At 73.2% G+C, this 12,694-nt stretch carries 10 protein-coding genes; 9 read left to right on the top strand and 1 reads right to left on the bottom strand.

The window, feature by feature from the left end:
* From ACFOX0_RS15015 to ACFOX0_RS15005, 3 genes are all read left to right on the top strand, one after another.
* A complete protein-coding gene (locus ACFOX0_RS15015) occupies positions 1-921 on the top strand; it encodes an IniB N-terminal domain-containing protein (RefSeq protein ID WP_377545886.1) in 921 nt (306 codons plus the stop codon).
* A 222-nt stretch (positions 922-1,143) separates the two neighbouring features.
* Positions 1,144-3,000, top strand: coding sequence for a dynamin family protein (locus ACFOX0_RS15010; RefSeq protein ID WP_377545884.1), 1,857 nt, complete (start codon positions 1,144-1,146; stop codon positions 2,998-3,000).
* Positions 2,997-4,466 carry a dynamin family protein gene (locus ACFOX0_RS15005; protein WP_377545882.1) on the top strand — a complete coding sequence of 490 codons (1,470 nt, stop codon included), beginning with the start codon at positions 2,997-2,999 and terminating at the stop codon, positions 4,464-4,466. The genes ACFOX0_RS15010 and ACFOX0_RS15005 overlap by 4 nt, the downstream gene beginning before the upstream one ends.
* A 4-nt stretch (positions 4,467-4,470) precedes the next feature.
* Here ACFOX0_RS15005 and ACFOX0_RS15000 read toward each other — a convergent pair whose 3' ends face one another.
* Positions 4,471-4,983, bottom strand: coding sequence for a MarR family winged helix-turn-helix transcriptional regulator (locus ACFOX0_RS15000; RefSeq protein ID WP_377545880.1), 513 nt, complete (start codon positions 4,981-4,983; stop codon positions 4,471-4,473).
* 109 nt (positions 4,984-5,092) lie between these two features.
* On the opposite strand from ACFOX0_RS15000, the gene ACFOX0_RS14995 reads away from it, so the two are divergent.
* The 6 genes from ACFOX0_RS14995 to ACFOX0_RS14970 all read left to right on the top strand — a co-directional run bounded on the left by ACFOX0_RS14995 (position 5,093) and on the right by ACFOX0_RS14970 (position 12,600).
* Positions 5,093-5,653 carry a YceI family protein gene (locus tag ACFOX0_RS14995; protein ID WP_377545878.1) on the top strand — a complete coding sequence of 187 codons (561 nt, stop codon included), beginning with the start codon at positions 5,093-5,095 and terminating at the stop codon, positions 5,651-5,653.
* A gap of 83 nt (positions 5,654-5,736) precedes the next feature.
* Positions 5,737-6,498, top strand: coding sequence for a pirin family protein (locus ACFOX0_RS14990; protein ID WP_377545876.1), 762 nt, complete (start codon positions 5,737-5,739; stop codon positions 6,496-6,498).
* Positions 6,499-6,555: 57 nt separating this feature from the next.
* Positions 6,556-7,149, top strand: a complete 594-nt coding sequence (locus ACFOX0_RS14985) for a nitroreductase family protein (protein WP_377545874.1) — start codon at positions 6,556-6,558, stop codon at positions 7,147-7,149.
* 175 nt (positions 7,150-7,324) lie between these two features.
* Complete coding sequence (locus ACFOX0_RS14980) at positions 7,325-10,207, top strand: Hsp70 family protein (RefSeq protein ID WP_377545872.1); 2,883 nt, start codon at positions 7,325-7,327, stop codon at positions 10,205-10,207.
* A gap of 47 nt (positions 10,208-10,254) precedes the next feature.
* Positions 10,255-10,836, top strand: coding sequence for a hypothetical protein (locus ACFOX0_RS14975; RefSeq protein ID WP_377545870.1), 582 nt, complete (start codon positions 10,255-10,257; stop codon positions 10,834-10,836).
* A gap of 84 nt (positions 10,837-10,920) precedes the next feature.
* A complete protein-coding gene (locus ACFOX0_RS14970; protein WP_377545868.1) occupies positions 10,921-12,600 on the top strand; it encodes a right-handed parallel beta-helix repeat-containing protein in 1,680 nt (559 codons plus the stop codon).
* Positions 12,601-12,694 lie beyond the last annotated feature (94 nt).

Genomic DNA, 12,694 nt, shown 5'->3' with positions numbered 1-12,694 from the left:
ATGAGCTCGGCCCAGACGCTGCACGACTTCGTGCTCAACCTGTTGACCGACCCGGACGCCCGGTCGGCGTTCGACCTGGACCCCGAGGGCGCCCTGCACGACGCCGGGCTGGCCGACGTCACCGCCGCCGACGTGCAGGACGTCGTGCCGCTGGTGGTCGACTCCGTACCGGTGCCGGAGGCCGCGGCCCTGGGCGCGCTCGGCCAGCCGGTCGACCTGGGTGGCCTGACCGACATCGACCCGGTCGGCCAGCTCCAGCTGATCACGTCGCACCTGCCGGTCACCGCGCCGTCGGCGAACCTGGACGTCAGCGCCGGCATCGCCGGCGCCCTCGCGGTCGACGCGGGCAGCTACGCCGCCGGGGCCACGATCATGCCGGGCCTCGCCTTCGGCGTCGGGCCGGCGGGCCTGACCAGCGACCTGAGCGCGGTGCACGACGTGGCCGGCTCGCTCGACGTGACCGACCTCAACACGCCGGCCGGCGACGTGCTCGGCACCGACGCGGTGACCGGCCCGGCGCTGTCCGGCGTGCAGGAGCACGTCGACGGCCTGACGGCGGGCGGGCTCACCGGCGGGTCGTTGGACGTGTCCTCGACCCTGCACACCGCGACCGGGCTGGTCGGCTCCACCGGCCTGACCGACCACCTGGGTGGCGTCGGGCACACCGCGGACGGCGTGCTGGGCGGCGTCACCGGCACGGCCGACGGCGTGCTGGGCGGCGTGACCGGGCACACCGACGGCGCGCTGGGCGGCCTGAACGGCACCCTGCACGGGGCGACGTCCGGGCTGACCGACTCGGTGCACGGCCTGACCGGTGGTCTGACCGGCAGCGTCAGCGGCGGCGCGAGCGCCGGCGCCCACGCGGAGACCGAGACCTCGGCCCACCACGGCGGCCTGCTCGGTCTCGACCTGCTGCACTGAGTCACCGCGCCACAACCCGATGAACCTCATGTGACCTCTCCCACACTGAACGCGCTTCCTGTCACGGTCCGGCACGCGGGCGCGATTGCAGGTTGAAGAGGCTCACTGAGCTGCGACCTTCCGCTCAGCACAGGGCGCGGGCCGGATCTCATCTGCCATGATCCGGCCCGCGCCCGCCCCTCTTCCTCTTGAAAAATGTAGAAATTTCAGCACAATTGCAGCGTGATCGCCCCGATCTGGTTGGACGTGCTGGACGAAGTCGCCCGGCTCTGTGTCGCCCACGGGCGCAGTGACCTGCTCCGCAACGTCCAGCACAAGCGCGCCCACCTGCTCGACCCGGCGCTTCGGGTGCTGGTCGTCGGTGAGCCCAAGCAGGGCAAGAGCCAACTGGTCAACGCTCTGATCAACGCCCCGGTGTGCCCGGTCGGCGACGGACCCACCACCGCCCTGCCGACGGTGGTCCGGCACGCACCCGCCCCCGCCGCGGCCCTGGTGAGCGCGGCCATCGCCGGCGGCGGGTCGCCGGCCAACCCGGTGGACGGTGGCGTCGACCGGACACCCGTACCGCTGGACCAGGTCGCGGCCCGGATCGCCGGCCGCGGTGGTCGACCCGGCGGGCCGGCCACGCACGTCGAGATCGGCGTCCCCCGGGAGTTGCTGAACGCGGGCCTGGTGCTGGTCGACACGCCCGGCACCGACGCCGCCGGCACACCCGGCGGTACGGCGGTGCCGGAGGCCACCACCGTCCGGGCCGACACGGTGCTGCTGGTGTCCGACTCGACCCGGGAGTTGTCGGTCGGCGAGTTGAACCTGCTGCTGCACGTCATGCAGTCGCACAGCAACGTGGTCGTGGTGCAGACCAAGACCGACCTGGTGCCGGACTGGCGTACGGTGGCCGACCGCAACCGGGGACACCTGGCCGGCGCCGGCATCCCCGCCGCACTGATCTGCGTCTCGGCGGCGCTGCGGCTGCGGGCCGCCGGCACCGACGACCGGGCGCTCAACGCCGAGTCGGGCTTCCCGGAACTGATCGCCCGGCTGCGCCGGGACCTGACCGGCAAGGCCGACACACTGGCCCGGTCCGCGGTCGCGTTGATCGTCCGCAACGTCGTCGAGCAGTTGGCCGCGCCGCTGCGCGCGGAACTGTCCGACCAGGACGCCGGCGAGCAGTCCGCGCCGATGTCGCGGCTGCGCGCCGCCCAGCGCGAGGTCGACGAGCTGCGCCGGTGCACCGCCCGCTGGCAGAACATGCTGGGCGACGAGATGGCCGACCTGATCTCCGACGTCGAGTACGACCTGCGGGACCGGACCCGGCGCATCCTCAAGGTGGTGGACGAGGCGTTCGACACGGCCGACCCGCTGACCGGCTGGGACGACTTCCAGCGGTGGCTGGAGCAGAGCCTGATCGAGGCGACCCGGGACAACCGGCGCTGGTTCGCCCAGCGCTGCGACTGGACCGCCCGCCGGGTCGCCGACAACTTCGCCCGGTACGGCCGGGACGCCCTGCCCGGCTGGTCACCGGCGCGGCTGGCGGAGTCGGCCGACGAGTTGCCCGTCCTGGACCGGCCGACGATCGACAAGTTCTCCGCCAGTCACAAGCTGATCACCGGGATGAAGGGCTCGTACGGTGGGGTGCTGATGTTCGGCCTGGCCACCACCCTCGCCGGCATGCCCATGATCAACGTGGTGTCGGTCGGCGCCGGCGCGGTCTTCGGCGGCAAGAGCGTCTGGGACGAGAGCAGGTCCCTGCTGCGGCGTCGCCAGTCGATGGTGAAGACCGCCGTCCAGCGGTACGTCGACGACTACTTCGTCCGGGTGACCAAGGAGGTCCGGGACACCGCCCGGCAGGTGCAACGGACGCTGCGGGACCACTTCGCGGCGTCGACCGAGCAGTTGCAGGAGGCCATCGTCCAGTCGTTCCGCACCGCCAAGCAGGAGGCGGACGCCGACGCGGCGATCCGCGAACAGCGGCAACGGGAGATCCAGCAGAAGATGGCCCGGCTGGCCGCCGTCTACGAGCAGGCCCAGCGGCTGGGCATGCCGCGCGGCGCGGCTCCCGGACTGGCCACCAAGCTGTGACGTACGGGCTGCGGCTGGCCGAGGCGGTCTGGGGCACGCTGCAGGACGCCCTGGCGGTCTACGCCGACGACCGCCGGGCCACCGGCCACCTGCGGCAGCAGCTCGGCCGGCTGGAGGAGCCGGTCCGGCTGGCGGTGGCCGGGCCGTGGCGGTCCGGCAAGTCGACCGTGATCAACGCGGTCATGGGCGAGGAGGTCGCCCCGCTCGGCGTCGAGCCCGCCGGTCGGGCCTTCGTCTGGTACGAGGACGGTCCGCAGCCGCGGGCCACCGCCTACCCGGTCACCGGCCCGGCGCAGGAGTTGACGGTCGCCAAGTCGGCCGCCGGGCTGCGGATCGACCCGGTCGGCTGGCCGTCGGGCGAGGTCGAGGATGTCGTGGTGCGGTGGCCGACCCGGGCCCTGCGGCAGGCCACGCTGATCGACACTCCCGCGGTCGACGACCCGGACGGCAACCGGCCCTCGCCGGTGCTGGACCGGGTGCTGCGGGACGCCGACGCGGTGCTGTACCTGACCCGCGACGGGCGGGACACCGACCTGCGGGCGCTGGAACCCGTCCGGGACAGCGCGGTGGGGCAGGCCGCGCCGGTGAACGTCCTGCTGGTGCTGTCCCGGGCCGACGAGGTCGGCGGTGGCCGGGTGGACGCCCTGCTCACCGCCCAGCAACTGGCCCGTCGTCAGCGCCGGGACCAGCGGGTTGCGGCATGCTGCGTGGACGCGGTGGCGGTCAGCGGCGTGGTGGGCCTGGCCGGCCGGGTGATGAGCGAGTCGGACTTCACCGCGCTGGCCGCGCTGGCCGACGCGGACCGGGTGGAACGGGACGCGGCGCTGCTCTCCGCCGACCGGTTCCTCCGCGCGAACCTGCCGAGATACCTGGACGCCCCGGTGCGAGCCGCGCTGCTGGACCGGTTCGGACTGTTCGGGCTGCGACTGGCGAGCACGCTGATCCGCTCCGGCGCGGACAGCCGGGCCCGGCTGTCCGCCGAGCTGATCCGGCGCAGCGGGCTGGCCGAGCTGCGTACCGCGGTGGCCCGCTACTTCATCGAACGGACCGACGTGCTCAAGGCACGGTCGGCGCTGCTCGGGCTGGAGTCGCTGGCCCGGACGGCGCGCCGGCCCGGCAGCGCGGAACTGCTCGCGGCGGTCGAGCAGATCCTCGCGGGCGCGCACGACTTCCGGGAGCTGCGGCTGCTCGCGGCGTTGGGCGACCCGCGACTCGGCCTGGCCGCCGACCTGACGGCCGACGCGCACCGGCTGGTCGGCGGGCAGGGCGTCAGCCTGCCCGCCCGGCTGGGGCTAAACGACACCGCCGACGACGACGGGTTGTGGACCGCCACCTGCGACGCGTTGGTGCGCTGGCGCGAACTCGCGGAGCAGCCGGAATCGACGGCGGCCCGGCAACGGGCGGCCCGGGTGGTGGTCCGCACCTGCGAGGGCATCCTCGCCGAGATCACCGAGGGCGGTCGCTGAGCGGTCAGCGCCCGGCGTCGGCCGGCTCGTCGGGGCAGCGCCCGGCCTCGGCCGGGCAGGCGTCCTGACCGAGCCGCTCGATCACCTGGGTGGCGAGCCGTTCCAGCTCGGCGAGCTGGCCGCGGTCGAGGCCGTCGAGGAAGTAGCGCCGGACCGCGTCGACATGGCCCGGCGCGGCGGTCTCGATGGCCCGCCGGCCGGCATCGGTGATCACCACGAAGGCGCCCCGCGCGTCGGACGGGCACTCCTCCCGGCCGACCAGGCCCCGACGCTGCATCCGGGCCAGGTGGTGCGACAGCCGGCTCTGCTCCCACTCCAGGCTCCGCTGCAACTCGTACGGCCGGAGCCGGCCGTCGGGGGCCTCGGTGAGCTGCACGAGCACGTGGTAGTCGGCCAGCGACAGGCCGGCGTCGGCCTGCAACTGCCGGCCCAGCCGGGCGGTCAGCCGGGCCTGCATCTGCAGGTACGCCCGCCAGGCGCGCTGTTCGTCGGCGTCAAGCCATCGGGTGCCGGTCATGGCTCCAGCGTACCAGTGGTACATGACACATCATCTTTGGAATGAATGATGCGTCATGTAAGTTGAGTGAGGTGTAGATGACACATCATCGACCGAGGGAGACACCGAGATGACCACCACCACCACCGACCTGAGCTCGCTGACCGGCAGCTACACCATCGACCCGAGCCACACCCGGATCGGCTTCGTGGCCCGACACGCGATGGTGACCAAGGTCCGCGGCGCGTTCAACGAGTTCGAGGGCACCGCCACCTTCGACGCGGCCAACCCGGCCGCCACCGCCGTCACGGTGCGGATCACCGCCAAGAGCATCGACACCCGCAACGCGCAGCGGGACGAGCACCTGCGCGGCAACGACTTCCTGGCGATGGAGACGTACCCGGAGATCACCTTCGTCTCCACGGCCTTCACCCAGACCGGCGAGGCCAGCTTCGACCTGACCGGCGACCTGACCGTCAAGGGCGTCACCAACTCGGTGACCATCCCCTTCGCGTACGAGGGCGCGGCCACCGACCCGTTCGGCAACCTGCGGGTCGGCTTCGAGGGCGCGGTGACCATCAACCGCAAGGACTACGGCGTGACCTGGAACGCGGCGCTGGAGGCCGGTGGCGTGCTGGTCAGCGACAAGATCACCCTGGAGTTCGAGGTCTCCGCGATCAAGAACGCCTGAACCGGCTCGGGACGGGCCCCGGCCGGACCGGGGCCCGTTCCCGACCACCCGCACCACCGCGACCAGCCGGGAGGAAAGATCCCATGAGCACCCTGTTGACCCCGAAGACGGACATCCGCCGCGCCGGTGACCGCTTCAAGACCAAGATCTCCTGGCTGGACTCGAAGCACTCGTTCTCGTTCGGCGGACACCACGACCCGGCCAACACCCACCACGGGCTGCTGCTGGTCAACAACGACGACGTGGTGACCCCCGGCTCGGGCTTCGAGACCCACCCGCACCGGGACATGGAGATCGTCACCTGGGTGCTGCGCGGTTCGCTGGTGCACCAGGACTCCACCGGCCACTCCGGGGTCATCTACCCGGGCCTGGCCCAGCGGATGAGCGCCGGCACCGGCATCCTGCACTCGGAGAAGAACGACTCCTGGCGCCTCGGCGGCGACCAGCACACCGACCCGGTCCACTTCGTCCAGATGTGGGTGGTCCCCGACGAGCCCGGCATCACGCCCGGCTACGAACAGCTCGAGATCGACGGCGAGTTGCTCTCCGGCGACCTGGTGCCCGTCGCGTCCGGCATGGCCAAGCACGACGGCGCCGCCGCCATCCGGATCAAGAACCGGTACGCCGCGCTCTACGCCGCCCGGCTGGACGCCGGCCAGAGCGTGGAACTGCCCGACGCGCCGTTCCTGCACCTGTTCGTGCCCCGCGGCGCGGTCCACCTCGAAGGCACGCAACCGCTCGGCACCGGCGACGCGGTCCGCTTCACCGCCACCGGCGGGCAGCGGGTCACCGCCACCGAACCGGCCGAGATCCTGGTCTGGGAGATGCACGCCACCCTCGGCTGAACCCCGCCCCGCGGCACCTGTAACACCATCCACGGCACCGGAAGGAGCCACACCCCGATGACCCTCAGCAAGCCGGCCGACACCTCGGCCGCCCTGCACCCGCTGCTGGCCCAGCGGTGGAGCCCGCGCGGCTTCGACCAGGTCCACGAACTCGACGACGAGCGGCTGACCACGCTGCTGGAGGCCGCCCGCTGGGCCTCCTCGGCGGCCAACACCCAGCCCTGGCGGTTCCTGGTCACCCGGCGCGGTGAGGTCGCCTTCAAGCGGCTGTTCGGCACCCTGGCGCCGGGCAACCAGACCTGGGCCGGTGGCGCCAGCGCCCTGGTGCTGGTGGCCGCCCGGACCGTGGCCGAGAACGGCGACGAGTTGCCCTGGGCGCTCTACGACACCGGGCAGGCGGTCGCCTCGCTGGTGGTCCAGGCGCAGGCGGACGGCCTGGCCGTACACCAGATGGGCGGGTTCGACCGGGCGGCGGTGGCCGCGGAGTTCTGCCTCGACGCGGGCCTGACCCCGCTGGTGGTGGTGGCCGTCGGCCGGGCCGACCACACCGTCGACCTGCCGACCCCGCTGGCCGAGCGGGAACGCGCACCCCGGGCCCGGCACCCGCTCGGCACGCTGCTGCTGCCTGCCGAGGCACGGTCCGCCGCCTAACGGCGGCTGCACATCGGCACCCCGAGGGGCTGGGGAGTCTGAGTGTCGTCCCGACGACAATCAGATTCCCCAGCCCCTTGTCCGGCCGAACCGACCGGTGGTCGGGGAGGTAAGGCACCGCTTGCGTACGATGCGGGGCCGGACACCCCTCGTACCGGCCGGAGGTTGACGGGAGATGGCAGACCAGCCCTACGGGTTCGCCCTGGGCGTCGACCTCGGCACGTCCAACACCGTGGCGGTGCTGCGCTGGCCGGACGGGCGTACCCGGCCGCTGCTGGTGGACGGGCAGCCGATCCTGCCGTCCGGCGTCTACGCCGACCACGAGGGCCGGCTGCACGTCGGGCGGGACGCGCAGCGGCTGGCGCAGGCCGAACCGACCCGCTACGAGGCCCACCCCAAGCGCCGGATCGACGACCGGAGCGTCCGGTTGGGCGACCGCGAGTACGCCCCCGCCGACCTGCTCGCCGCGACCCTGCGTACGGTCGCCGACTCGGCGGTGGCCGCCACCGGCTTCCTGCCGCCGGCGGTGCTCACCTGCCCGGCGACCTGGAACGAGGCCCGCCGGCAGGTGCTCGCCGACGCGCTGGCGCGGGCCGGTTGGCCGGCCGCGGCCGAGCACACCATGGCCGGACCCATCCCCGCCGGCACCCGCCTGCTGCGCGAACCGGTGGCCGCCGCCCGCTACTACACCGAGGTGCTGCGCCGGCCCGTGCCGATGGGTACGGCGATCGCGGTCTTCGACCTCGGCGGCGGCACGCTCGACGTGGCGGTGGTCCGCAACGAGGGCGCCGACCCGTGGGGCGACTCGGGCTTCGAGGTGATCGCCGCCGGCGGCATCGACGACCTGGGCGGGCTGGACCTGGACGCGGCCCTGGTCGCCCGGCTCGGTGAACTGGTCGCCGCCGAGCATCCGGCGCAGTGGAAACAGCTGGAGCAGCCGGCGGACACCGGCCAGTGGCGGGCCCGGCACCAGCTCTGGGACACCGTACGCGGCGCGAAGGAGATGCTGTCCCGGACCACCGTGGCGCCGGTGGCCGTACCGGGGGTGGAGGTGGCCGTCCAGCTCACCCGGGCCGACCTGGAACGGGTGGCCACGCCGCTGCTGCGTCGGGCGGTGACCGAGACCCGGAACGTGATCGCCGCCGCCGGCCTGGCCCCGGAGCAGTTGACCGGCCTGTTCCTGGTCGGCGGGGCGACCCGGACACCGCTGGTGGCCCGGCTGCTGCACGCCGACCTGGGCGTCGCGCCGACCGTGCTGGAACAGCCCGAACTACCGGTGGCCGAGGGCGCACTCACCGACCTGCCCACCCGCCCGGCACCGCGCTCCGGACCACCCGTCGCCGTACCGGTGAGTGCCGCACCCGCGTCCCCCGCCGTGGCGCCGGCGTCGACGCCGCCCGGAGGCGCATCGCCGCACCTCGGGGTGCCCGGGTCCGCAGCACCGTATCCCGGGGTGCCCGGCTCCGCGCCGCCGTATTCCAGGGCGCCCGGCTCCGCGGCACCGGCCTCCCCGGCTCCGGTACCCGGATCGGGTCCGCCGGCGGCACCCGCCGTACCCCACGGGTCGGCCGTGCCCGGCGGCGCCGCGCCGTACCCGATCCTCGGGCCGGGCGGGACGGTGCGGGAGATACCCGGGTTCGGGGCGCCGGCCGGTCCCCCGCCGCCGGGCACCGGCGGGAACGGCTCGGCGAACCGACGCCGGCGGGCGCTCTGGATCACGGCCGGCGCGGTCGTCGCGCTCGCCGGGGTGGTCACCGCGGCGGTGCTCTACCTGACCCGGGACCGCTACCCGGAACTGGAGTACCTGCACTCGGTCAGCGAGGTGGCCCGGATCCCGACCGGGGCGGCGGACCGGCCGGGCGACATGTTCACCGCGGTGCTCGGCGACCGGGCCTACGTCGCCTGGCCGAGCGAGGACGACCACCTGGAGGTCGTCGCGGTCGACGTCACCACCGGCAGCCAGCGGTGGCGGACCCGGACCGGGTCGACCGCCCAGCAGTGGTACGGGCTCGCCTCCGTCCCCGGCGGGATCGCGGTCTACGCCGACGCGGCCGGCGACTCCACTCCCCGGGACATGACGGTGTTCGACGCGGGCACCGGCGCCCAACGGTGGACCCGCCCGATCCACGGCAACGACCAGGTCCACTTCTCGAAGGACACGGCGGTGCTGGCCGACCAGGAGGGCCACCGGCTGGTCGGGCTCCGGCTGACCGACGGCGAGCCGAAGTGGACCCTGGACTACCCGCGTGATCAGCGCGGCGGCCAGCGGGCCACCGTCCGCGTGGTGGGCGGCGAGAAGGGGGGCAACGGGCCGGCCACCGTGTTTGGGACGCCGCGTGACCCGTACGGCGACGCCCCCCAGCGGTTGGTGCTGATCGGCGCGGACCGGTCGGTGCGCCTGATCGACAGCCGCAGCGGAGAGGTCCTGGCGACCCGCGCCGACGTCGCCGACTACGACGACGTCATCACCGCGTACGGCGACCGGCTCTACGTCGCGAACGACGACAGCAAGTACGGGCTCCTCGCGTACGACCTGACGAAACTCGGCGCGGAGCCGACCGTGCTGTACACCGTGACGGACGACCAGCGCCGGCCGAAGTCGGTGGTGCCGTGCGGCGAGCACCGGGCCTGCCTGCTGGAGGTGCGCGGCTACGACAACGAGACCGCCGAGATCGTGGCCGCCACCGAGGGCGAGGGCACGAGGCACTGGCCCGCGCCGGGCACCACGTCGCTGGTGCCGGTCGGCGACCACGTACTCGCCGCGCACGGTTCGCCGGGCGAGTCCGTCACGCTCTTCGACCCCACCGGCAAGGCCGTGCTGCGGGCCCGCAAGGGGGTCGCCGCGCGACTCGACGCCGGCAACGTCCTGGTCTTCAACAAGGAACTGGGCACGAGTACGGACGACCGCGCCCTGGCCGGCGTCGGGGTGCGGTCCGGCAAGGTCACCGAGCTGGGCGGGGTCAGCAACGTGCGCAGCCGGACCTGCTCGTGGAACACCCGGTTGATCGTCTGCGGCGCGGAGAAGGACTTCGTCGTCTACCGGTTCGCCGCGGACTGACCCGGGACGTGGTTTGGCCGAAAGATCGACAAGGCATTAACAGTGTCGTGACCACGCGCGACGCGGCCGGCGGAACCGGCGACCCCGGCGCCGGGACGGATGACCGGACGACCCGGACCCGGCCGGTGCCCCGCTGGGTGGCGCCCGTCTTCGGCGTGCTCGCGCTGCTGACCGTGCCCTGGATCGGCTACCTCGCGGTCACCCTGCCCCGGCAGTCGGTCAGCGCGCACTACCGCAGCGCCTGGGTGGGTTTCGACATCGGCCTGGTGCTCGGGCTCGCGGTCACCGCCGTGCTGGCGTACCGGGGGCACCGGCGGGTGGGGCTGGCCGCCACCGCCACCGCGACGCTGCTGGTGGTCGACGCCTGGTTCGACGTGACCAGCACCCCGGCCGGACCGGACCTGCTGGCCTCGGTGGTGCTCGCGCTGCTGGTGGAGTTGCCGCTGGCCGCGGTCTGCCTGTGGATCGCCGGCAACGCCGAACGGGTCACCGAACGCCGGATCCGGCAACTGGCGCTGCGGGCCCGGCTCGCCACCGAGCGGGCCCGGGTCGCGGAGCAGACGATGGCCGAACCCCGGCGGGGTTGGCGGGCCCGCCGGGCGAGGTCGTCCACAGCGGCGGAAAGGTAATCTGCACGGGCCGGTCCGGGCCTTGCCGCCAGCGGGGAGACCGGTAGCCTCAGAAGAGCAGTCCCCCTTCGACCAAGCGGAGCCATGGCGCGCACACTTATCGTTTCCGCGGAACGCCCCGGTGCCTACCCGACCATCCGGGACGCCCTGGAGATCGCCCCCGACGGATCAGTCATCTCCATCGAACCCGGCGTCTACCCCGAGACGGTCCGCCTCGTCGGGCGGCGGTTGAGCCTGGTCGCGGCCAAGGAGGCCGGCTCGGTGACGATCGACGCCAGCGAGGCGCGCGGCTCCGCGGTGGCCTGCGAGGGCGGCGAGACCACCCTGCAGGGACTCGTCCTGCGCGCGGCCGACTACCCCGCGTTGAGCGTGGTCGGCGGCCGGGCCACGGTCGAGAAGTGTGAACTCGCCGCCCGGTACGCGGCGGCCGGCACCGCCACCGACGGCGCGACGCTGACCGCCACCGACGTGAAGGTCACCGCCGGCCAGTACGGCCTGGTCGTCGAGGACGCCGGCGGACTGCTGGACAAGTGCGAGATCCGGGACGTCACCGACGACGGGATCATCGTCCGGCTCGGCGCCAACCCGACCATCCGCAACTGCACGGTCGTCGACTGCGGATACCGCGGCCTCTACATCTACCAGGCGGGCCAGCCGACGATCGAGCGCTGCGACGTCTCGAACACCGGGGACGTGGGCATTTCGGTGGCCCACCAGAGCTCGCCCACCATCACCGAGAGCTGGGTGCACGACACCCGCGGCGTCGGCATCCTGTTCGGACGCGGCTGCGGAGGTCTGGTCGAGGGCACCCGGATCGAGGACACGGCCGCGCCGGGGATCGAGGTCGAGGACGGCGCCACGCCCACCATCCGCGAGGCCCAGGACGACGGGCACAAGCCGAAGGTCGGCGTCAGCGCGATCGAGGGGTCCACCCAGCGGGACACCGAGAAGGTCGACAAGCTGCTGGCCGAACTGGACTCGATGATCGGGCTGGCCGGCGTCAAGGCCGAGGTCCGCGCGCTGATCGACGAGATCCAGGTCAACGAGTGGCGGCGCAGTGCCGGGCTGGCCGTCGGCGCGGCCAGCAACCACCTCATCTTCACCGGAGCGCCCGGCACCGGTAAGACCACCGTGGCCCGCATCTACGGCCAGTTGCTCAAGGCGCTCGGCGTACTGCCCAACGGACTGTTCCGCGAGGTGTCCCGGCGGGACCTGGTGGGCCAGTACATCGGTCACACCGCGGAGAAGACCACCAAGGTCTTCGAGGAGGCGCTCGGCGGTGTGCTGTTCATCGACGAGGCGTACACCCTGTCCCGGTCCGCCGGAGCGACCTCCGACTTCGGTCAGGAGGCGATCGACACGCTGGTGAAGCTGATGGAGGACCACCGGGACCAGGTCGCCGTCATCGTCGCCGGGTACACCACCGAGATGCTCGACTTCCTGGACGCGAACTCCGGTCTGGCGTCCCGGTTCGCCAAGACGCTGGAGTTCGAGAACTACGCGCCGGACGAACTGGTGCTGATCGTCCGGCGGATCGCCCGCAACGACGACTACCTGCTCGGCACCGGTCTGGACGACGCGCTGCTGGAGTGGTTCGGTCAGATCGAGCGGGACCGCAACTTCGGTAACGCCCGCGAGGCACGCAAGCTCCTCGAAGGCATGCGCAAGGCACAGTCCGGCCGGTTGCGTTCGCTCGGCCGGATGCCCAGCCGGGACGACCTCCGAACGCTCGTCCTCGACGACCTGCTCGTCGCGACCAGGTAGCCGGGCGGTCGGCGGAGACGGCGGTCGGCGGAGACCGGGCGGGCGTTCCTATGATGGGCGGGCCCGAATTGGGCGGCGAGCTAGGCAGGGGGTA

The sequence above is a fragment of the Micromonospora zhanjiangensis genome (assembly GCF_042650605.1).
Taxonomy (GTDB): domain Bacteria; phylum Actinomycetota; class Actinomycetes; order Mycobacteriales; family Micromonosporaceae; genus Micromonospora_J; species Micromonospora_J zhanjiangensis.
The sequence above is the reverse complement of the archived record's forward strand: the minus strand, read 5'-3'. Positions and strand labels throughout refer to the sequence as shown.

Coding starts and splice junctions, on each gene's coding strand:
- ACFOX0_RS15015 (WP_377545886.1), top strand. CDS start 1: ATGAGCTCGGCCCAGACGCTGCACGACTTCGTGCTCAACCTGTTGACC.
- ACFOX0_RS15000 (WP_377545880.1), bottom strand. CDS start 4,983: ATGACCGGCACCCGATGGCTTGACGCCGACGAACAGCGCGCCTGGCGG.
- ACFOX0_RS14995 (WP_377545878.1), top strand. CDS start 5,093: ATGACCACCACCACCACCGACCTGAGCTCGCTGACCGGCAGCTACACC.
- ACFOX0_RS14990 (WP_377545876.1), top strand. CDS start 5,737: ATGAGCACCCTGTTGACCCCGAAGACGGACATCCGCCGCGCCGGTGAC.
- ACFOX0_RS14985 (WP_377545874.1), top strand. CDS start 6,556: ATGACCCTCAGCAAGCCGGCCGACACCTCGGCCGCCCTGCACCCGCTG.
- ACFOX0_RS14980 (WP_377545872.1), top strand. CDS start 7,325: ATGGCAGACCAGCCCTACGGGTTCGCCCTGGGCGTCGACCTCGGCACG.
- ACFOX0_RS14970 (WP_377545868.1), top strand. CDS start 10,921: ATGGCGCGCACACTTATCGTTTCCGCGGAACGCCCCGGTGCCTACCCG.